Raw genomic sequence first — 21,251 nt, 5'->3', positions numbered from 1 at the left:
CTAAGTAATTAAGCGGTTGCCAGGTTGTCGCGGCGGGTGGTGTAGAGACCACGAGCCAGCAAGCCCAGACCAACCAAGAACACTAAGATGATGCCCCATGCACCAGTTGCAGGCAACTGGTTCAGGAAGGTGGTCTTTTGGTTATCAATGGAGGCTTTCAGGATCGGAGCCTGGTCAGCAGGCTGCTCCAGAGTAAGGTGATGAATCTCAGGGTTACGAACGAATCCAGCCGGAGACTTCGTCTCAATTACACAGAAATCATTGTTTTTGGTTGAGAGCACACTGGTCGAATGCGAAGAAACAGGCAGACCATAGCCCTTGAACATTGCTTTGTTCGTAGTTGCATCGATCTCAGTGATGAGCTTGTCGACATTAGTAGGATCTGCCGAGCTATTGCCGACGGAGAGCTTGTCGCCGAGCAATTTCCATTCATTCGACGCCTGCTCCTGAATACAACGGTACAGTTCAAACTCAGCCCCTTCGAGTTCAGATGCAGTGTCACTACCGGTCTTTGTTAACTCCAAGTTTGCCAGCGTCGTACTAGCCGGGGTGTCATCACTTTTGTCTGGAGTGCCTTTGTCATCATCAGTGGAATGAATTTTTCCATTGATGTCGAACTTTGCGGTGTTCGTCAGAATACCCTTGTCCGGTAGTTCTACAAGCGTTGCACTGAAATCAACACGGATAATCCCGTCATGATGTGCTGGAGTCGCTGGAGATAACTTGGTATTTCCACTATAGAACTCCTCCACCTTTTTGCGGCCTTCATCGGTAAATTCGACCTCCACTGTTCCACCTGGATTGTTAGCCTGCGGGGCCGACAAAGTGTAATCGGTATCCTTGGTAAGGGGCACCGGAGGCGTCGTGCTAGATTCAGAGACTAGCTCAACCTCGAGATCCTCCTTATATTGCAGCTGCGGTACCAATTCATCGGTAACTTTCAGGGTATCCAGGTTTGTGGAGGGGATCTTTACCTGGAGCCGGTATTTGACATCCTTACCCAGGGTAAGGTCATTGTCATCAACCTCTTTGGTTGCTTTAATCTCCTGGTTCTTCGGAAACGCTTCCTGGGAATAAACCCAGTTTCCTGCGTCATCCAGGCTCGGTACGACTACCAAGAATGGCGACGTTTCCGAAAGGTTGTACTGTTCCACGTCTTGAGCATCTAGCTTTTCAGTTACAAGATAGACACCAGGCCCGTATGTTACGTCGTCCGTAGCAGGGTTGAAAGTGAAGGTGGCCGATCCGTCCGCCCCGGTTTCATCAGTCTTCGCCGTTCCAACGAATTTCTTGCCGGTGATGATGTCAGCAATTTTCTGATCAACGTCACCATCGACCAGTTGGTTCAACTCTTCCCAGGCTTCTTGGGTGGTGAAGTCAAATCCTTGGCCGCTTGCAGCCTGCACTTGCTGCACCTCAAAAGCAACTCCTGCAAGTGGGGAGGTCTGGTCTCCAGCTTCACCAACGTACTTGGATACCTTGATTGTGACCTCATGGTCATTATCCAGGAATTTTGTTTGGTCTTGGAGATCGGTGGGTGCCAATGTGCGAGGGAAAGTGTCCTGTCCGAAAGCGACAGGAAGGCCAATTCCGGCACCAGCACATGCAATGGTGGTGGCAGCGCAAAGTGAGATCATTTTGCGGGAGAAATTGTTCATAAGAATCCTTATGTTGAACTAGAAGGGACTTGGGCGACACTGCTTCCGCCTGCTTAACGCTTTGCGAAAAGTTTGCTGGCAGTTTTCTGTCGCTTTAGTAAAAAATCTAGACCAAACCCGATGCTATATCAACTGTAATATTCTCCCCTTATGCTATAATGTGTCGCCCTAACCCTGCCAACGGTCCCTGTTAGCTTGCTCACGGGTGACAATCTTGTCCTCATCACCGAAGTCGAGTTCGTCGATGAGGCCGCGGCGGGCCTGAGAGGCGCGCTTGCGCTCAGCAGCGGACATGCGGTCCGTGCTATGGAGGCGGCCGTCGAATCCACGGCCGGCGTCAGTAGCGTTACCGCCCGTCATAGGCTCCCACTCGAAGGTAATGCCACCAATGGTGACCGGGCAGCCCTCCACAGCACCGAGCTTGAAGAGCTTATCCTCTACGCCAGCCCTTGCCAGGCGGTCCGCCAGGTAGCCGATTGCCTCCTCATTCTCGAAGTCAGTCTGGGTGATCCACCGGTCAATCTTCTCACCTTCCACAATGAAGCCGCCTTCAACCTGTGGGTCAGCCTTGACATGGAAGTCAGCAAAGTGGCCCTTCTTCTTACCCACAGCCAACGGATGGATGATGGTCTTGTTCTTGTCGGCCTTCACCTTGGGCTGGGTACGCCGGTGCTTCTTCACCATCTCCAGCAGCTTGTACTTGAGAGGATCCAGCCCCTTGCGCGCGACGGCGGAGATAATAAATACCGGCCAGCCGAATTTCTCTTCCAGATCCTCTTTAACAAACTCAGCCAACTCCTGGGCTTCAGGGACGTCAGCCTTATTCAGGATGATGATGCGGGGGCGGTTTTTAAGATCGCCCAAACCCGTGTCATTGTCCAATAGCTGCTGGTACTCCTCGAGTTCCTTTTCCAGGGCCTCGATATCCGACATGGGGTCGCGGCCAGGCTCCATGGTGGCGGTGTCCACAACATGCGCCAGGACGGCAGTGCGCTCAATGTGGCGGAGGAAATCCAGGCCAAGCCCCTTGCCTTCCGCAGCACCCGGGATAAGGCCCGGGACATCCGCAATGGTGAAGGACTCATTGCCCATGTCCACCACGCCCAAATTGGGCTGCAGGGTGGTGAAGGGATAGTCACCGATTTTTGGTTTGGCGGCAGACAGGACAGAGATAAGCGAGGACTTGCCTGCAGACGGAAAGCCCACCAGGCCGACGTCCGCCATGGACTTCAGCTCCAGGATAAGGTCATGCGCCTGCCCGGGTTCCCCCTGCAACGCGAAACCGGGAGCCTTGCGCTGGGACGAGGCCAAGGCTGCGTTACCCAGGCCGCCAAAGCCGCCCTCAGCCGCGATAAATCGGGTACCTGGAACCGTAAGGTCCGCTAACATGTCCCCTTTTTCCGAATACACCACAGTACCGGCAGGGACCTCCATGATGAGATCCTCACCGCGGGCGCCGTTGCGCCAGTCCCCGGCACCGTTGCCACCACGACCGGCCTTGATATGGGGACGGTAATGGAAATCCATCAAGGTGTGGATCTGTGGGGAAACCTCCAAGATGACGTCTCCCCCGTGCCCACCGTTGCCGCCGTCAGGGCCGCCCAGGGGCTTGAACTTCTCACGGTGGACAGAGGCACAGCCGTGCCCACCGTCGCCTGCCTGCAGATGCAATACGACGCGGTCAATAAAACGAGCCATGAAACCTCTTCCTTTCCGTAGAAAGATCACTAATTGGCAAAATAATTCTTACTGCTACTAACAATGCGTACGGCCCAAGGATTATTCCCCGAAATGGCCATACATAAAAGAACTAGGGCTTGGGGATTCCCACGAATGGGAGCCCAAGCCCTAGAACGGATTTTTAAGGAATTTACGCAGAAACTTCTGCAGCAACTTCCTCAGCCGGAACAATGTTCACGACGCGACGGTTGCGCTTGATGGCGAACTTAACTGCGCCTGCCTCAAGTGCGAACAAGGTGTCGTCACCGCCACGGCCAACGTTCTCACCGGGGTGGAACTTGGTACCGCGCTGACGCACGATGATCTCGCCGGCATTAACCTGCTGACCACCGAAACGCTTGACGCCAAGACGCTTGGACTCAGAATCGCGACCGTTGCTTGAGCTGGATGCACCCTTCTTGTGTGCCATGTGGTTTCCCTCCTTTTAAGGAAAATCTACAGCCGGTTAAGGCTTACTTGATACCAGAAATCTTCAAAACGGTTAGGGGCTGACGGTGTCCCATACGCTTCTTGTAACCAGTCTTGTTCTTGTACTTCAGGATGCGGATCTTTGGGCCTTTAACGTGCTCAATGATCTCAGCGGAAACGGAAGCCTTTTCCAGGTCTTCTGCCTTCGACTTAACAGATGCGCCATCGACGAGCAGAACCGGGGTGAGAGCAACAGTGGAACCTGGCTCTCCCTCGATCTTCTCGACCTTGACGAGGTCACCTTCAGCAACCTTGTACTGCTTGCCGCCGGTCTTGACGATCGCGTACATAGAGGGCTACCCCTTATCTAAACTCGGCTCAAGGCCTTCTATTTTGAATGGACCTTGAATGGACATTTACTTTGAAAATATTGCGTTTAGGCTCTGCGCTTACCATGCGGGCCCCACAAGGAGGACGCCGGTGCGCAGATGTGGCCTAAACAGCGACTGTCAAAGACTACCCCGTTTAGGCCACAAATTACAAACCGCGTAAAAGGGGCGGGTGTTGCGCCCGCCCCACACGCGCCCTATGTGGTACTTCTGCGCACCACACGGCGGCGGCCGTGAGGGCCCTTCACCGTCTTTTTCTTCGAATTGTCAGCCTTGGCTTGCTTCTCAGACGGTTTCCGGTCCTGCGCGTCCGGCGCATTGCCAGCAGCGGTTGAACCAGCGGGAGTGCCGGCGCTAGGGCTGGTGCTTTCGCCCGTGGTGCGGCGAACGGCTACGCGCTTGCGCGCCCTGCGTCGGGAGCGTTGCTGCGTACCCTCCGCTTGTTCTGACGCCTTCCCAGCCTCAACGTCCGCCTGGGCGGCCTTGGCAGCCTTCGGCTCTGCCTTGGCTACTGAGGTCTTGTTAGGGGCGTCTTTTTCGGCGCGCTCCGGGGTCAGCTTGCGGACGACCCGGCGGCGACGACGCGCCGAAGCGGCGCTTTCCACTTCCTGCTCGCTGCTGCGCTCGCTCTTGGCGGCGCGCGGTGCCTTGTCCTGCTGTGGCTTCACGCGAGTGCGCTTCTCCCGCTTTTCCTCCGGCTCCGGCCCGGCCTGCCCTTGCTCGCTAGGAGCGAAGTCCTCGCGCCGTGGCTTGTGATCTGAGCGGGAATTACCACGAGTTTTGCGCTTGCGGCGCGGCGAGGCCTCGAACGCAGCCAGGGCCTCATCATAGGTCAGTCCGGCTGGCTGTGGCGCGTCACTATCTTGGCTTCGCCTGCCGGTTTCTTCCTTGCCGCGATCTTTACTCTGGTCCTTGACCTGGTGGCGGTCCTTCTTAGCGGAGACTTTCTTGGTAGCGCGACGGCGTCGGTTGCGGCGGGACTGCTCTTGCGCCTCCTGGGCCTGCTCCTGATTGTCCGGGATGTAGGAGGTGAACTCCCCTACCTCATCGGTTGCCTCAGCGTTATCGGCCGCCGCGTGGGCAATGGCCTCAATGTTGCTGGTATCTTCCTGGGCGTTGGTCCCGGGGTCGGGATGGTCCCCATCCTGGGTGCCTAAGCGCCCGGCGCGGCCACGCGAGCTACCGCGGGTACCCCGGCGGCGCTTGGCACGCCGGTCCCGGCCACGGCCTGACTGCTCATCCCCATCCTGGGAATCCGCGTCACCACTACCGTGCGCGGATGAATCCGTGCTCGGCGCGATAACGGCGTCCGCCAAGTCCTCGTAAGATGAGGACTGGTTCGCGTGATCCGGGTTCGCTCCATTCTGGGTTGCGTCATCCTGGCTAGCGTCCTCGCGATAACGAGCATCCCGGCGTAGCTTCTTCCGTCCCCTGGAATTTCGGTTGCCTCGGCCGTTGCGGTTCTCCCGGCTCGCACTGTCATCGTGAGAGTCTTGATCGTGCTGGCTGTCTTGGTTGAGCTGGTCGTCCTGGCTGTCTTGGCCGTCCTGAGCGTCTTGGTCGTCCTGGCTGTCTTGGCCGTCCTGGTGCAGGGCCACAATAGCGGGATGGCGCGCGGGGTCGTTCGCGCGCTTGCGGGGCTTCCCGCCCTTGCGGGACTGCTGTGAGTTGAACTCCTCATCCTCATCCACGGGGTACTCGTGGACCAAGATGCCGCGGCCGTTACAGGCCTCACACTCGGTGGAGAAAGTCTCAACCAAGCCGGTTCCCAGGCGCTTACGGGTCATCTGGACTAGGCCCAGCGAGGTGACCTCGGAGACCTGGTGGCGGGTACGGTCACGGCCCAGGGCCTCCTTGAGGCGGCGCAAAACCAAATCCTGGTTTTCCGGCAGGACCATGTCAATGAAGTCCACCACAATCATGCCGCCCAGGTCCCGTAGGCGCATCTGCCGTACGATTTCCTCAGCTGCCTCCAGGTTGTTCCTGGTAACGGTCTCCTCAAGGTTTCCGCCCGACCCGGTGAACTTTCCAGTATTGACGTCGATGACCGTCATGGCCTCAGTGCGGTCAATGACCAGGGTTCCGCCGGAGGGCAGCCACACCTGACGCGACAGCGCCTTTTGCAGCTGCTCATCAATCTGGTAGCTCTCAAAGGCGTCCTGCCCACCGTTGGCGCGGCGGTCGTAGCGCTCAACGCGGTCCGCAAGGTCCGGCGCCACCGACTGAACATAGTGGTCAATGGTGTTAAAAGAGCGGTTGCCATCCACTACCAGCTTGTGGAAATCCTCATTGAAAAGATCGCGGACAACCTTGACCAGCAGGTCGGGCTCTTCGTACAAAGTAACCGGCTTAGCGCCCTTAGAGCTCTTCTCCTTGTTCGCCCGCTTAAGGATGTCTTCCCACATGGAATGCAGGCGGTTAACGTCCTTAGCAATGGCCTGTTCAGGAACATTTTCCGCAGCCGTACGGATGATAGCTCCGCCATCATCGGGGACAACTCGCTCCAAAATCCCCTTCAAACGTTTACGCTCCGGGACGGGAAGTTTGCGGGAAATACCGGCGCTGCGCCCATTAGGCACGTACACCAAATAGCGCCCGGCCAAAGAAATCTGGGTAGTCAGACGCGCCCCCTTGTGCCCTACCGGATCCTTAGCCACCTGGACCAGAAGCTGATCCCCGGACTTCAACGCCTGTTCAATCTTGCGGGAGCGTCCGCCAAGGCCAGCCTGGCGCCAGTTAATCTCACCGGCGTAGACCACACCGTTGCGGCCCTGCCCGATATCAATGAAGGCGGCCTCCATGGATGGCAAAACATTCTGGACGCGTCCCAAGTAAATGTTGCCAATCATGGACGCTTGGGTCTCACTAGTGACAAAGTGCTCCACCAGGAGGTTATCTTCCAAGACCGCCACCTGCGTGACCTTGCCACCGCCGTCGTTGCGCTCTTTCTCCCGCACCACCATGGTGCGTTCCACGGACTCGCGGCGGGCCAAGAACTCCGCCTGGCTCACCAGGTGCTTGCGCTCACGGCCCTTTTCCCGCAGTTCCTGCCGGCGGCGGCGCTGCGCCTCAATCCGGGTGGAACCGCGAATGCCGCGGGGTTCTTCGATCTGTTCGACTTCCTCCGGCTCCGCCGCTGACTCTTCCTTGGCCTTGCGGGTGGAACGGCGCTTGGGCTTAGAAGGCTCCTTGGGCGGCATGAAGATGGGGGCGTATTCAAAGCCGTCTTCATCATCATCCAAATCCGGCTTTGGAGTAACTACGGGTGCAAAAGGATCCTCCAGGTCTAAACCGGCCTCAACCAGCGCCTCGTGTAGCTGAGCTACGTCAACGGTGCCGGTGTCTACGTGGCGGTTATCACCACGGTCGCGTTGCCCGTCCTGGGGTTGGCCCGCGTCCTGTTCGGCCGGGGAGTCTGGATGAGCCTCATCCGCTGGCTGCTGGGAGTCCAGCTCCTCTTCCACCTTGCGCTCAATCTGGGAAATCTCATTGTCCACGTTCTTGCGAACGCGTTCCTCAAGCTTGGCGGGGTCTTCGGCGTTGGGGACGCCGGCGTTGGGGGCATCGGCGTTGGGGACACCGGCGTTAGGGGCTTCTGCTGCGGAGCCACCAGTCACGTCGCCCTGGCCCTCCGCAAGGGTAGCGGTGGATTTTTCCTGCTCGCCACCTGAACGGGCAGAGCGCCTAGTGGCGCGCTTGCGGGTGCGCTTGGCGGGCTTGTCCTCTGCGGGGGAATCTAGGGCTGCGGGTTCAGCCGCGGGTTCAACGGCAGCATTGGTTGGCTCAACGTCCTCGGTCTTTGCCGTAGCGCGCTTGCGGGTAGTCTTGCGCGCAGGCTTCTCAGCCGGCTTGCCGGCAGCGATAATCGAATCCAGCAACGCATTCGCCTCCTCCCCGGTAACCGAGGACTGGGCAACCTTCTTTATGCCCTGCTGGGCCAGGAGTTCCACGGCCTGCTTAGTCTGCAAACCCACCATTTTTGCCACGGCGTGCAAACGGATTTTGTTGGGAATCTCCGAACGGTCCAGGCGGGAAGCTAGGGACGCAGCTGCAGAGAAATCCCCCACATTGGTGCCATCCGCTGCCTTCTTGGCCGTAGTAGTGCCACGGCGAGTAGTGGCGGTCTTCCGGGTAGAACTACGTTTGGTCTTCTTCTCAGCGCCGGGAGCCTCCTTGCTTTGCGCGGAGGATTTAGAGGTGGTCTTGCGCGTAGTCTTTCGGGTACGCTTCGCGGCCGGCTGCTTGGAAGTCTTCGCGGTGGAAGATTCAGCTTCGCCCTGCTCGTTTTGGTTGCTCTTATTGTCTTTAGTCTTATTGTCTTTAGTCTTTGCAGCCACAGGCCACACCTGACTCTTTCTTTTGTCTCGGTGACATGCCGCCCCGGGCGCACAAGCCACCACACCGGAAAATGAATCCACCGATGAGATGACAAGGCCGCCGCGCGGGAACGGTGTCAAAAGGTATGCGTTTTACAGGTATTAAATTTTGGGTAAAGATCGTGGCTATAGGTTCTTGCCGTCATAGCCTCCCCTAATTGTTTCACACTTTCGGGAAAGTCTGGCCGCGCACCTAGGAATTTTGGCCAATATCAGGCGGCGCAAGGAAAGCAGTAGAAGCAAACGGCAGAGCAAAACGCCCGGAACCCAGGAGAGCCTATAGCAAGCTCACCTGGGACTAAGTACACATAAGGTGGCGTTGGTACGCCAGCGCACGTGCCGGGGTTGGGGTTTTAAAGGTTGGGGAACCAGATGGAGATTTCGCGTTGCGCGGACTCCGCGGAGTCAGAACCGTGGACTACGTTTTCTGCCACGTTGAGCGCAAAGTCACCACGGATGGTGCCGGGGGTTGCCTTGGACACAGGGTCAGTGCCGCCGGCTAGCTGACGCCAAGCCTCAATCGCGCGGGGGCCTTCCACAACACCGGCAACCAGGGGTGCGGAGGTGATGAAGTCAACGAGCTCGCCAAAGAAGGGCTTATCTTTGTGCTCCGCATAGTGCTTTTCAGCGGTCTCGCGGTCAGTCACGCGCAGGTCCATGGCCACAAGTTTGAGGCCCTTGCGCTCAATGCGGGAGATAATCTCACCTACGTGGCCGTTGTTTACGCCGTCTGGCTTGATCAGGATGAGTGTACGTTCAGTCATAGGGCACATGTTACCGCAGACCTCCTAAGAACTCGCGGTGGGTGCTACGACGCTCCAAATCTAGCTGGGGTACTTCCCCGTTTTTTGGATGAACTCCACTACCGTCTTGGCCTCCCCATCACTGGTATGGGGAAACCACAGCTTTATTTGGGAAATAGCAGTACCGTATTGGTTGTTAGCTAAAAGCCTTTCAATTTCGGCTTGCTTTTCATCATCCCAATCAATTCTCTTCCGTGACATACCTGGTTGTGAACGAAGAAGCCCAAGCACCAGACACAGCCCCGCGACCGCTAGTGCAAGCAGAGCCATCCAGCGGGGCTGACCCAGCCACTGCGCAGCAATAGCTGCCACGCACGCTAGGGAGGCGATGAAAAAGTACAGAACTTTCATAACAACGAGCTTAGCTGACTGGTTGGGGTGCCGCACTGCCAGCTGGGGCTATTCCTTTGTTCCTAGGTGCTGGGTGGTGAGGTAACCGCGGCGCAGGCGCTCAATGAGCACTGAACGCAGGTAGATGGCCAGCAGCCACACCAAACCGAAGATGACCATGATGGAAGTCAGTGACCAGTGGACAAAGAACCCGGCAATACCCGCTACCACCTGGACAGCCAGGATGAGCGTAAGCACCCAAGGCTTGCGCAGGACGGCAAACATGGCCGCGTGGATAACAATGAGCGCCACCACGAAAATGATATTCGGGGTGGTCCACAAGGAACCCTCGTAAAGCATGCGCAGCATGGGCAGTACCAGCAGCAGGGTGATAATTTCCATGGTCAGGCCGTTGGCGGTGACCATGCCGTTGAACTGCTTGAGCGGGTCTTTGACCGGCTTGCGGCCAATCCCTAGGGGGCCCAGCTCCTTTTCCTCGGCTACAGGGATGTCCTCATATTTCATGCTGGTTCCTTTCCAAACATGGCGCGGGCGTCACCGGCGGTGACCACCGACCCGGTGATGATGATACCGGAGCCGGACTGAACCTCCGCGTCTTCGGCCAGCTCCACCGCACGCGCGTAGGCACCAGGCAAGTCCGGCTCGGTGTAAACGCGCTCATCGCCGAAGATATCTAGCGCGATATCGGCGAGCTCATAGGCGTCAATGGCGCGCGGGGAAGAGTTTTGCGTGATGACCACCTCTTTGAGGTAGGGCTCCAAGGCGGTGAGGATCCCGGCGGCGTCTTTGTCATCAAAGATTCCCACCACGCCAATTAACCGGGCAAAATCAAAGTCGCGGTCCAAGGCTTTACCCAACGCGGTAGCGCCGTGCGGGTTGTGCGCGGCATCAATGAACGTGGTGGGTGAGGTCCGCACGCGCTCTAAGCGCCCGGGGCTAATGGCCTTGGCAAAGCCGTTGCGCACGTTAGCAACATCTAGCTGGCGGTCGCTGGAGGCACCAAAGAATGCCTCCACAGCGGCTAGGGCCACGGCAGCGTTTTTGGCTTGGTGCTCGCCGTGCAGGGGCAAGAAGATGTCCTCATACACCCCGCCCAGGCCCTGAATAATCAGCTGCTGGCCGCCCACGGCAATGCGGGATTCCAGGGCGGCAAACTCTTTTCCAGCGCGCGCAATGCCGGCATCTACCTCCACGGCGCGGTCTATGATGACCTCCATAACGGCCGGGTCCTGTTCCGCGATGATGGCAATGTTTTCCCCTGGGGTGGCAAAGTCTTGGGAGTCTTTTTCACGTGCTTTGATGATCCCAGCTTTTTCGGTAGCAATTTCTTTAAGGCTCTCCCCCAGGTAGTCCGTGTGATCTAGCCCAATGGGCATGATGACGGCCACCTCACCGTTGACCACGTTGGAGGCGTCCCAGGTCCCACCCAGGCCAACTTCTACCACGGCAACGTCCACCGGGGCGTCTGCGAAGGCGGCATAAGCTAAGGCCACCAGCACCTCAAACTTGGACAGCGGGACCTCAGATTGGGCATCCGCCATATCCACAAAAGGCTTGATTTCCTCCCAAATGCGCACAAAGTCGCGCGGGTGGATGGGGTGGCCGTCAATGCCTATGCGCTCAGTCACCAGCTGCAGGTGCGGGCTGGTGAGCAGCCCCACGCGGCGGTGGAAACCACGCAGTAGCGAATCAATCATCCGCGAAGTCGAGGACTTGCCGTTGGTGCCGGCCACGTGAATGACGTCAAAGGACTTTTCCGGGTTGCCCAGCAAATCCATAAGCAGCTGGATACGGTCCAGGCTGGGCTCAATCTTGGTCTCCGGCCAGCGCTGGTTTAACTCCGCGTCCACCCGGGCCAGCTCCACGAGCTCCTCCGGGGTGGCTTTTTCCGGGGCGGGCTCGGCGTACTCATCCTCATCGCCAAAGCCCAGGTTGAGCTTCAACCCGGACTCCGTGATTTCCACCGGGGAGTCCTCGGTACCCTCCTTGAGGGCGTCAACGATCTCGAAGTCGGGCTGGTTGTCTGGCTGATTGTCCGTCACTGTTACTTGGCCCCTGGCATGGCAGCAAGGCGGGCATTGATGCGCTCCACCTCTTCTTGTGCAACCTGTTGGCGGGTGCGGATCTTGTCCACCACGGCATCGGGCGCCTTGGCCAAGAAAGCCTCATTGCCCAGCTTCTTGGCGGTCTGCTCCAGCTCCTTGTTGGCCTTCGCCAAATCCTTTTCCAGGCGTTTGCACTCTGCCACCAGGTCCACGGTGCCAGAGGTGTCCAGCGAGATTTCCACGGTGCCCTGGCTTAAGCGCACCTCAATGGAGGCGCTGGCCTCAAAGTCCTCCTCCGGCGCGGTGGTGTTAGCCAGATTGCGGATCATCTCTTCCTGGCCCTCCAAGTCCACCTTGGCAAAATCCAGGCGCCCAGGGACCTTCTGGGAAGGCTTCACGCCCTGGTCCGAGCGGAAGCGGCGCAGCTCCGTGATGAGCTTCTCCGCGTCCGCAATGCGGCGGGCCGCCACCTCATCCACGCTGGCACCGCCGTTGGTGTCAGCCACCGTGGGCCACGGCGCCATGACAATGGACTCCTTGCCAGTCAGCGCCTTCCACAGGACCTCCGTCACAAACGGCATGGTGGGGTGCAACATACGCAGCAGCACATCTAGCACCCGGCCCAGCACAATCTGGGTGTTGCGGCCCTGCTGGGACTGGCCATCGCGCGGAATCTGGGTTTTGGAAATCTCAATGTACCAGTCAAAAAGCTCGTCCCACGCAAAGTGGTAGAGCAGCTCGTTGGCCTTGGCAAACTGGTAGCCGTCCAAGTACGCGTCCACGCGCTGGCGGACCTGTTCGCAGCGGTCCAGGATCCAGCGGTCCGCGTCCGTGAGCTCGTCGCGCGGCGGCAGGGGTGCTACCCCAGCGCCGTTCATCAGCGCGAACTTGGTGCCGTTGTAGAGCTTGGTGGCAAAATTGCGTGCCGATGCCGCCGCGTCAGGCCCCAGCGGCAAGTCCACGCCCGGGTTAGCGCCACGCGCCAGCGCAAAGCGCAGGGCGTCCGCGCCAAAGTCGCGCACCCAGTCCATGGGGTCAATACCGTTGCCCAAGGACTTGGACATCTTGCGGCCCTGCTCATCGCGCACCAGGCCGTGCAGGTAGATATCTGCGAAAGGCACCTGCGGGCGCTCATCCGTGCCAGCGCCCAACAGTTCCGGGGTCTGCTTGGAGGCAAAGGTGCCAAACATCATCATGCGGGCCACCCAGAAAAACAGGATGTCATAGGCCGTGACCAGCACGTTGGTGGGATAGAACTTCTCCAAATCCGGGGTCTTGTCCGGCCAGCCGAGCGTGGAAAATGGCCACAGCGCAGAGGAGAACCAGGTATCCAGCACGTCCGGGTCCTGGGTGTAGCCCTCCGGCGCGGTCTCATCCGGGCCCACGCAGATGACGTCGCGCTCGGCGTCTGGGTTTTCTGGGTCCGCGGGGCCGTACCAGATGGGGATGCGGTGGCCCCACCACAGCTGACGGGAAATACACCAGTCGTGCATGTCATCCACCCAGTCAAAGTAGCGCGGTTCTAGCGCCGCGGGGTGGATGGTGGTGTCCCCCTGGCGGATAGCGGCGGCGGAGTCCGCAGCCAAAGACTTCACGTCCACGAACCACTGCTTGGACAGGCGCGGTTCCACCGGCTCCCCGGAGCGCTCCGAATGGCCCACGGAGTGTACGTAAGGGCGGACTTCTTTGATAATCCGGCCCTGCTCCCGCAGAGCCTCCCGGATATCCACCCGGGCCTGCTCGCGCGTTAGGCCATCAAACTGGGTACCCGTGCCGGCAATGTGCCCGGTGGAGTCCATGATGGTGGGCATGTCCAGGCCGTGGCGCAGGCCCATCTGGTAGTCATTGGGGTCATGCGCGGGCGTAATCTTGACCGCGCCGGTGCCAAACTCTTTATCCACGTAATCATCAGCAATCACCTTCAGCTTCAGGTCATCGCGGAACGGGTGGTCAAACTCTTGGCCAATCAAGTGGGCGTAGCGCTCATCCTCCGGGTGTACCGCAATGGCCACGTCCCCCAGCATGGTTTCCACGCGGGTGGTGGCCACCACCAAGTGCGGTTCATCATCACTGAGCGAGCCGTAGCGGATAGACACCAACTCACCCTCAACGTCTTTGTAGACCACCTCAATGTCAGACACCGCGGTCTCTAGCACCGGGGACCAGTTAACCAGGCGATGGGCCTGGTAAATCATGCCCGCGTCAAAAAGCTGCTTAAAGATGGTCTGCACGGCCCGCGAGAGGCCCTCATCCAGCGTGAAGCGCTCGCGCGACCAGTCCACGGAGTCACCAATAGCGCGCATCTGGTTTTGGATAGTGCCGCCGTATTCTTCCTTCCACTCCCAGACCTTGGAGATAAACTCCTCCCGGTCGTAGTCCCAGCGGGTCTTGCCCTCAGTTTCCTTCAGGCGCGCCTCCACCTTGGTTTGGGTGGCAATACCGGCGTGGTCGGTACCAGTGACCCACAAGGTTGAATAGCCCTGCATACGCTTGCGGCGGATAATGGAGTCAATGAGCGTGTGGTCTAGCGCGTGGCCCATGTGCAGCTGGCCGGTCACGTTGGGCGGGGGCAACACAATGGAAAAAGGCTTGCCCTCCGGATTGGAGTCCGGGTTAAAGTACCCGGAGGAAATCCAGCCCTCATACAGGTCCTTTTCCACCGCCTGGGGCTCCCACGCCTTGGGAAGGAGATCCGCGCGGTTGGTGCCTACTAGCTGCCCGGTCTGTTCGGTACTTGTGCTGCTCGCATTATCCTCAGTCATGGTCAACAATTCTACCTTCCGCGTCAAACAAAGAGCCCATGCCCGCGTGGTGGCGGGCATGGGCGTTGCCGGGAGCCGGGGCTAGCCTGGGTTTGGCTGCTGGGTGGCTGGCTGGGGTGGCTAGCCTAGCCCAACAGGTCTTTGACGGCTTCCTTTTCCTCGCGGAGCTCAGCCACCGAGGCGGCAATGCGCTCGCGCTGGAAGTCGTTGAGTTCTAGCCCCTGGACAATCTCCCACTTGCCGTCCCGGGCCACGGTGGGCATACCAGCAACCAGGCCGGCGTCCACGCCGTAAGAGCCATCGGAAACCACGCCGGCGGTACGCCAGTCCTCGGTGCCATGGAACCAGTCGTGCATGTGGTCAACGGCCGCAGCTGCCGCCGAAGCCGCAGAGGAAGAACCGCGGACCTCAATGATTTCCGCGCCCCGCTTGGCCACGCGCGGGATGAACTCCTCGGTGTACCAGTCCTGGTCCACCTCCACCGGCTGGCCGTCGGACTCAGCGAAGGTGAGATCCGGGAACTGGGAGGCGGAGTGGTTGCCCCAGACAACCACCCGGGAAAAATCAGTGCTGTGCTTACCGGTCTTTTTAGCCAACTGGCTCAGCGCCCGGTTGTGGTCCAGGCGCAGCATGGCAGTGAACTGCGAAGGGTCTAGGTCCGGGGCGTTGTTGGCAGCAATGAGCGCGTTGGTGTTGGCGGGGTTGCCCACCACCAAGACCTTGACGTCGCGGCTGGCCACTTTATTGAGCGCCTTGCCCTGATCGGTGAAGATGGCCCCGTTGGCTTCCAGGAGGTCGGCGCGCTCCATGCCCTTAGTGCGCGGGCGGGAGCCCACCAGGAAGGCGGCATCGACGTCTTTGAAGCCCTCCTCCAGGTCGGTAGTCACGTTCAAGGAACGCACCAGCGGGAAGGCGGCATCGGAAAGCTCCATCGCGGTGCCCTTGGCGGCCTGCAATGAAGGCTCAATATCAATCAGGTTGATCTCAACCGGGGTGTCCTTGCCAAAAACGTCACCCGCAGCGATCCTAAAGAGCAGCGCGTAGCCAATGTTTCCGGAGGCGCCCGTAACGGCAACCTTTACTGAATTTGCCATGAAATAGTCCTTTCAAAAGGAAATAGGTACCTATCCCAGTGTGCCCCATTACCCCCGATTGGACAGCGGTTTACCCGCAATTAGGGCAAACAGTGTCAAAAACCTCACTTTTGGGGCACGATAGTGAAAGACAAACCGAAGAACTACACCACCGGAGGAAGATGAGATGTCACCCCTAACCCGCGCAGAAACCGTAGGTGAACAAGCCACCGTAGACCGCGTAGTCAGGGTTGCCATCAATCACTTCGCCCAGCGCGGCTACGCAGACACCAAGCTAGAAACCATTGCGCGCGAATCCGGCATGTCCAAGCGCATGATCCATTACCGTTTTGGAGACAAACAAGGCCTTTATCAACAAGCGTTGGGAGCGGCCGCCCGCCGCCTGGCACCTAAGCTCAGTGAACTCAAGGTCAACTCCACCGTCCCGGTCGAGGGCGTGCGGGTGCTGGTGGATATCATCTACCGCAACTTTGTAGCCGAACCCGAAGCCGTGCGCATGCTCACCCAAGAGTCCGTCATCCAGTCCCTAGATACCACCACCCGCTCCGCGGTAGCGGACCTCTCCGACATCACGCTCCACCTGGACAAGCTGCTCATGCGCGGCCATGACTCCGGGGCCTTCCGCCCCGGCATCTCCGCCAATGACATTTTCACCATCATCGCTTCCTTGTCCATGTACCGCACTACCAACCGGGAAATGATGCTCAACATCTTGGGCGTGGACATGACCAACGAGGTAAACACTGAGGGCATGCACCGCTTGGCCGTTGACACCGTCCTGGCATTTTTGACCTCCAATATCCCGGACTCCGGCAAATCCTCCTACCTCACGGCGGAGCCAGATGACTCAGAAACCGAAGCCGCCGCAGATATCTACGGCACTGAGGCCAGCCCTTACGACGACTAAACGGCGGCAGCCCGCCCCCGGTTTCCAGGCCGGGCGCGGCACCCGGACTTCCCCAGACCTTTACTGGCGGGTACTCGGCTAAAACCCCGAACCCGCCCGGCGCACAAGATTCTTCAACGCTAAGGTGGGCCGGGGCCTGTTTAGGCGGACCGTTCCGTGTTAAGCAGCACGTATTCGGGGTCCTCCGTGCCGCGCACCACCCCGGCCGAGATGCGCACGGTATCAATGTCTTCCCTGTCCGGCAGGTCAAACATGATGGGCACCAGTAGCTCCTCCATAATCGCGCGCAGGCCACGGGCTCCGGTTTTGCGCTCTAGGGCTAGGGCGGCAATCTCCGCCAACGCGTCTGGCGTGAAGTCCAGCTGCGCGCCGTCCATCTCAAAGAGGGACTGGTACTGGCGGACAAGGGAGTTCTTAGGCTCGGTCAGCACGCGCACCAAGTCATCTGCTCCCAGCTCATCAACAACCGTGACCACGGGCAGGCGGCCAATGAATTCGGGGATCAGGCCAAACTTGACCAGGTCCTCGGGCCTCACCTGGCCAAGGATATCGGCGCTTTCGCGCTCCTTCTTGCTTTCTAGCTGGGCACCAAAGCCCACGCCTTTCTTGCCCACGCGGTCTGCCACTACCTTTTCCAGGCCGGCAAAGGCACCCGCCACAATAAACAAGACGTTGGAGGTATCTAGCTGGATAAACTCCTGGTTGGGGTGCTTGCGCCCGCCCTGCGGTGGAATGGCGGCTACGGTGCCCTCCAAAATCTTGAGCAGGGCTTGCTGCACGCCCTCACCGGAGACATCGCGCGTAATTGAGGGGTTTTCGGATTTGCGGGAAATCTTGTCCACCTCATCAACGTAGATGATGCCGCGCTGGGCGCGCTCCACGTCAAAATCCGCGGACTGCAGCAGCTTCAACAGGATGTTTTCCACGTCTTCGCCCACGTAGCCGGCCTCGGTGAGGCTGGTGGCGTCCGCGATGGCAAAGGGCACGTCCAGCATGCGCGCTAGCGTCTGGGCCAGGTACGTCTTGCCGGAACCGGTAGGACCCAGCATCAAGATGTTGGACTTGGCAATCTCTACCGGCTCTTCCTCACCAGGGCGGCGCGGGCGGCCAGAGGCCTGGCCTTCATCAACCTTCATGCGCTTGTAATGGTTATACACGGCCACCGCCAAGGCGCGCTTGGCGCGGGACTGCCCAATCACGTAGGCATCCAGGAAGGCGGAGATTTCCGAAGGCCGGGGCAGGCGGGAGTCTTCTACCTCATGCGCGGAATCAGCGCCCTTACCCAGCTCTTCCTCAATAATTTCATTGCACAGCTCAATGCACTCGTCGCAGATGTAAACCCCGCCACCGGCAATGAGCTTTTTCACCTGTTTCTGGCTCTTCCCGCAAAATGAACATTTCAGCAGGTCGGCGCTTTCTTGCATGTGTGCCAATGGAACCTTCCCTCATAGGTATTGTTTCCCGCGCTGGATTAAATCCGCGCGGTGGATCTTCCACTCTAGTAAAACAACGCACCGGCACCCAATATACTTCCCCGCGCGTTGCGCAAGCAGCGGTATTTTAGGCGTGCAAATGGCCGCACCCTAAAGTTGTGGTGCGGCCTCAGTGCGAAACGTAGCTTTAGCGGTTGAGCTTGCGGTAATCGAAGACGGTGTCAATCAAGCCGTACTCCACAGCTTCCTCAGCCGTAAGGATTTTATCGCGGTCGGTGTCCTTGCGAATCTGGTCTGCGGACTTGCCGGAATGCTCCGCCAGGGTGGTTTCCATGAGGCGGCGCATGCGCTCAATTTCATTGGCCTCAATTTCCAGGTCGGAAACCTGGCCCTGCGTGCCCTGGGTGCGGGGCTGGTGGATGAGGATACGGGAGTTGGGCAACGCCGCCCGCTTGCCCTTAGCACCCGCCGCCAGCAACACAGCTGCTGCCGATGCCGCCTGGCCCAGGCAGACAGTCTGCACGTCAGGCCGCACGTACTGCATGGTGTCGTAGATGGCCATCAGCGCGGTGAAGGAGCCGCCCGGGGAGTTGATGTACATGGTGATGTCGCGGTCCGGATCCTGGGATTCTAAGACCAGCAGCTGCGCCATGATGTCATTGGCGGAGGTGTCATCCACTTGGGTGCCCAGGAAGATGATCCGCTCTTCAAAGAGCTTGGAATAGGGGTTGGTTTCCTTGCGGCCCTGCGCGGATTCCTCGATGAAGGAAGGCAGCACGTAGCGCGAAGAAGGCATCTGGGAATTAGACATAGAAGGTTTTTCTCCTTGAGATTGTGTAGTTCGCGTTAGTTGCTAATGGGGCCGTTGACGGATTCGATGACGTGGTCCACGATCCCGTATTCCTTGGCCTGCTGAGCAGTGAACCAGCGGTCGCGGTCAGAGTCTTTGGTGATCTGCTCAAAAGTCTGCCCGGTGTGCTCCGCGATAAGCTCAGCCATCTCCCGCTTAGTGGAGGCAAACTGTTCCGCCTGGATGGCAATATCAGCGGCCGTGCCGCCCACACCGGCCGAAGGCTGGTGCATCATAATGCGGGCGTGTGGGAGGGCAAAGCGCTTGCCCTTAGTGCCGCCGCCCAGCAGGAACTGACCCATGGAAGCGGCCAGGCCCATGCCGTAGGTGGCTACGTCACACGGCGAGTACGTCATGGTGTCATAAATTGCCATGCCCGCGGTGACCGAGCCACCCGGGGAGTTGATGTACAGGGAGATATCGCGCGTGGGGTCTTCCGCGGAAAGCAACAGGATCTGGGCGCAGATCTTGTTAGCGATTTCGTCGTTGACCTCGGTTCCTAGGAAAATAATGCGCTCGCTCAATAGGCGGTCGTAGACGCTGTCCCCCAAGTTCATTCCGGAACCCGGGTTGCTCATCTGAATGTCAGACATTAAAAATCATTCTCCTTGTAAAAATTTTTCTCCGGCCCGTGTACGGCGGTCAATAAGGGGGACCACGCCACGGAACTATGGGCACCACCCTACCGCGTTAGCCGGTAGTTTAAAGGGCCAAAGTGGGTCTGTTCGCTAATAGCGTTTTTGGGCTGCGTAGCGTTTTTGGCGCTGCGCCTAGCGGGGCTGTGGGGTCCGCGGCGCGAAAAGACCCTATAGCGTTGTTTTAGCTACAGGGTCAGTTTCGGTCAAAGATTAATCTTCGCTATCGGTGTCAGCTTCTTCTTCAATCTCACCGAAGTACTGGTCAACGTCGATAACGTTACCGTTTTCATCCTTGGCCTCAACGCGGCAGATGGACACTGCCAGAGCCTTGCCACGGCGAACATCGGCAAACAGGTTGCCCATCTGGCCGTTGGACTGGATTTGCTGGATGAAGTGGTTGGGGTCCATGCCGTAGGAAGAGGCGGTGAACATGACGTGATCCATCAGCTCCTGCTGGGATACTTCCGGCTGTTCCTTGTCAGCAACGGCGTCCAGGAACATCTGGGTACGCACGTTGTCCTCAGCGTTAGCGCGAGTTTCCTTGTCGAATTCCTCACGGTTGGTGCCCTGAGCCTCAAGCAGCTGCGCGAAAGCCTTTTCATCGTGAGCCAGCTGGCCCAGGATCTGGTGGAGCTGGTTGTGAACCTGCTCATCAACGATGGACTGCGGCAGGCCGAAGGAAACCTTCTCCAGGGCGGCCTTCAAGACCTCATCGCGGATGGCGGCAGCCTGCTCCGCCTTCTTATTCTCCTCTACCTGGGCCTTGGTGTCCTCACGGAGCTCGGCGATAGTGTCAAACTCGGAAGCCATCTGCGCGAATTCATCATCCAGCTCAGGCAGCTTGCGCTCCTTGGTCTGCACAACGTGCACCTTGATGGTGGCTTCCTTGCCCTTGTGCTCACCGGTAAGCATTTCGGTGGTGAACTCATTGTCCTCACCGGTCTTAAGACCGCGCAGTGCGGTGTCCAGGCCCTTGATGAGGTTGTCATCACCGATTTGGTAGGACAGCCCCTCAGTGGAAGCCTCTTCGACCTTCTTGCCGTCAACCTCAGCAACGATGTCGATGATAGCTAGGTCGCCAGTCTTCATCTTGCGCTTGGTGTCTTTGGTTTCACTGAAGCGGGCTGCGAGCTTCTCTAGCTCTTCATCCACGGCCTTGTCATCAACGGCAATGGCCGGAACGGTGACGGAAATATCAGCGAAGTCAGGGACCTCAATCTCTGGACGGATATCCATCTCAGCGGTGAACTCGACAAAGTCTTTGTCCTCAACCTTGGTGATATCAATCTCAGGCTGGCCCACAACCTTGAGATCATTTTCCATTACAGCCTGCTCATAGCGGCTAGGCAGCATGTCATTGACAACCTGCTCCAAGATAGCGCCACGGCCCAGGCGGGCATCAATGAGCTGACGCGGTGCCTTTCCACGGCGGAATCCTGGAATGTTGACCTGCTGCGCAATCGCTACGTAAGCCTGCTCGATTTCCTTGTCTAGCTCCGAGAATGGAACGTTAACGGTCAGCTTAACGCGGGTTTCGCTCAGCTTCTCAACATTGGTATTCACGTTTGACTCTCCTGAGTTTTTAGAATGTGTGCTTTCAGGTCATAAGTGTACTAAAGGGGCCTGAGAAAAATTTTCTCAGGCCCCCAATACGTCGGGGCGACAGGATTTGAACCTGCGACCCCCTGCTCCCAAAGCAGGTGCGCTACCAAGCTGCGCCACGCCCCGTATGTAGGACACCTTCACGGTGCGTACATCGGATAATCCTACTGCACGATTGCCAAACTACCCAATCGC

Annotated in this window: 16 protein-coding genes and 1 tRNA gene; 1 reads left to right on the top strand and 16 read right to left on the bottom strand. The window is 58.6% G+C overall.

Features of this window, described 5'->3' with window-relative positions:
* Nucleotides 1-8: 8 nt before the first annotated feature.
* From F4V58_RS02800 to F4V58_RS02745, 11 genes are all read right to left on the bottom strand, one after another.
* Nucleotides 9-1,658, bottom strand: coding sequence for a SpaH/EbpB family LPXTG-anchored major pilin (locus F4V58_RS02800; protein WP_075733172.1), 1,650 nt, complete (start codon nt 1,656-1,658; stop codon nt 9-11).
* A gap of 168 nt (nt 1,659-1,826) precedes the next feature.
* Complete coding sequence (obgE, locus tag F4V58_RS02795; protein WP_075733170.1) at nt 1,827-3,356, bottom strand: GTPase ObgE; 1,530 nt, start codon at nt 3,354-3,356, stop codon at nt 1,827-1,829.
* A gap of 172 nt (nt 3,357-3,528) precedes the next feature.
* Nucleotides 3,529-3,807, bottom strand: a complete 279-nt coding sequence (rpmA, locus tag F4V58_RS02790) for a 50S ribosomal protein L27 (RefSeq protein WP_075733168.1) — start codon at nt 3,805-3,807, stop codon at nt 3,529-3,531.
* A 43-nt stretch (nt 3,808-3,850) separates the two neighbouring features.
* The gene (gene rplU / locus F4V58_RS02785; RefSeq protein WP_075733167.1) at nt 3,851-4,156 is read right to left on the bottom strand and encodes a 50S ribosomal protein L21; all 306 of its coding nucleotides are present in this window, start codon (nt 4,154-4,156) and stop codon (nt 3,851-3,853) included.
* Between the two features lie 236 nt (nt 4,157-4,392).
* Complete coding sequence (locus F4V58_RS02775; RefSeq protein WP_342743290.1) at nt 4,393-8,532, bottom strand: Rne/Rng family ribonuclease; 4,140 nt, start codon at nt 8,530-8,532, stop codon at nt 4,393-4,395.
* Nucleotides 8,533-8,924: 392 nt separating this feature from the next.
* Nucleotides 8,925-9,335, bottom strand: a complete 411-nt coding sequence (gene ndk / locus F4V58_RS02770) for a nucleoside-diphosphate kinase (RefSeq protein WP_075733165.1) — start codon at nt 9,333-9,335, stop codon at nt 8,925-8,927.
* Between the two features lie 60 nt (nt 9,336-9,395).
* On the bottom strand, nt 9,396-9,725 hold the full coding sequence (locus F4V58_RS02765) for a hypothetical protein (protein ID WP_075736422.1): 330 nt from the start codon (nt 9,723-9,725) through the stop codon (nt 9,396-9,398).
* A gap of 48 nt (nt 9,726-9,773) precedes the next feature.
* Nucleotides 9,774-10,229, bottom strand: coding sequence for a DUF4233 domain-containing protein (locus F4V58_RS02760; protein WP_075733163.1), 456 nt, complete (start codon nt 10,227-10,229; stop codon nt 9,774-9,776).
* Nucleotides 10,226-11,767: a bifunctional tetrahydrofolate synthase/dihydrofolate synthase gene (gene folC / locus F4V58_RS02755; RefSeq protein WP_075733161.1), complete on the bottom strand. Its 1,542-nt coding sequence runs from the start codon at nt 11,765-11,767 to the stop codon at nt 10,226-10,228. Before folC ends, F4V58_RS02760 begins: the two co-directional genes overlap by 4 nt.
* 2 nt (nt 11,768-11,769) lie before the next feature.
* Nucleotides 11,770-14,532 (bottom strand): valine--tRNA ligase, encoded by a 2,763-nt coding sequence (locus tag F4V58_RS02750; protein ID WP_075733159.1) that lies wholly within the window; start codon nt 14,530-14,532, stop codon nt 11,770-11,772.
* A gap of 125 nt (nt 14,533-14,657) precedes the next feature.
* Nucleotides 14,658-15,626, bottom strand: a complete 969-nt coding sequence (locus tag F4V58_RS02745) for a malate dehydrogenase (protein WP_075733157.1) — start codon at nt 15,624-15,626, stop codon at nt 14,658-14,660.
* 166 nt (nt 15,627-15,792) lie between these two features.
* On the opposite strand from F4V58_RS02745, the gene F4V58_RS02740 reads away from it, so the two are divergent.
* On the top strand, nt 15,793-16,533 hold the full coding sequence (locus F4V58_RS02740; protein WP_075733155.1) for a TetR/AcrR family transcriptional regulator: 741 nt from the start codon (nt 15,793-15,795) through the stop codon (nt 16,531-16,533).
* Nucleotides 16,534-16,673: 140 nt separating this feature from the next.
* Here the strand turns inward: F4V58_RS02740 and clpX are convergent, their stop codons facing one another.
* The 5 genes from clpX to F4V58_RS02715 form a co-directional block, all read right to left on the bottom strand.
* Complete coding sequence (clpX, locus tag F4V58_RS02735) at nt 16,674-17,966, bottom strand: ATP-dependent Clp protease ATP-binding subunit ClpX (RefSeq protein ID WP_075733153.1); 1,293 nt, start codon at nt 17,964-17,966, stop codon at nt 16,674-16,676.
* Nucleotides 17,967-18,153: 187 nt separating this feature from the next.
* The gene (locus tag F4V58_RS02730) at nt 18,154-18,777 is read right to left on the bottom strand and encodes an ATP-dependent Clp protease proteolytic subunit (protein ID WP_075733151.1); all 624 of its coding nucleotides are present in this window, start codon (nt 18,775-18,777) and stop codon (nt 18,154-18,156) included.
* 35 nt (nt 18,778-18,812) lie between these two features.
* Nucleotides 18,813-19,409, bottom strand: coding sequence for an ATP-dependent Clp protease proteolytic subunit (locus F4V58_RS02725; RefSeq protein WP_075733149.1), 597 nt, complete (start codon nt 19,407-19,409; stop codon nt 18,813-18,815).
* 255 nt (nt 19,410-19,664) lie between these two features.
* The gene (gene tig, locus F4V58_RS02720; RefSeq protein WP_075733147.1) at nt 19,665-21,017 is read right to left on the bottom strand and encodes a trigger factor; all 1,353 of its coding nucleotides are present in this window, start codon (nt 21,015-21,017) and stop codon (nt 19,665-19,667) included.
* 91 nt (nt 21,018-21,108) lie between these two features.
* A tRNA-Pro gene (locus F4V58_RS02715) sits at nt 21,109-21,182 on the bottom strand.
* Nucleotides 21,183-21,251 lie beyond the last annotated feature (69 nt).

Source organism: Corynebacterium phocae (genome assembly GCF_008693075.1).
In the GTDB taxonomy this organism is placed as follows: Bacteria; Actinomycetota; Actinomycetes; order Mycobacteriales; family Mycobacteriaceae; genus Corynebacterium; species Corynebacterium phocae.
This window is presented reverse-complemented; position numbering and strand designations above follow the sequence as displayed.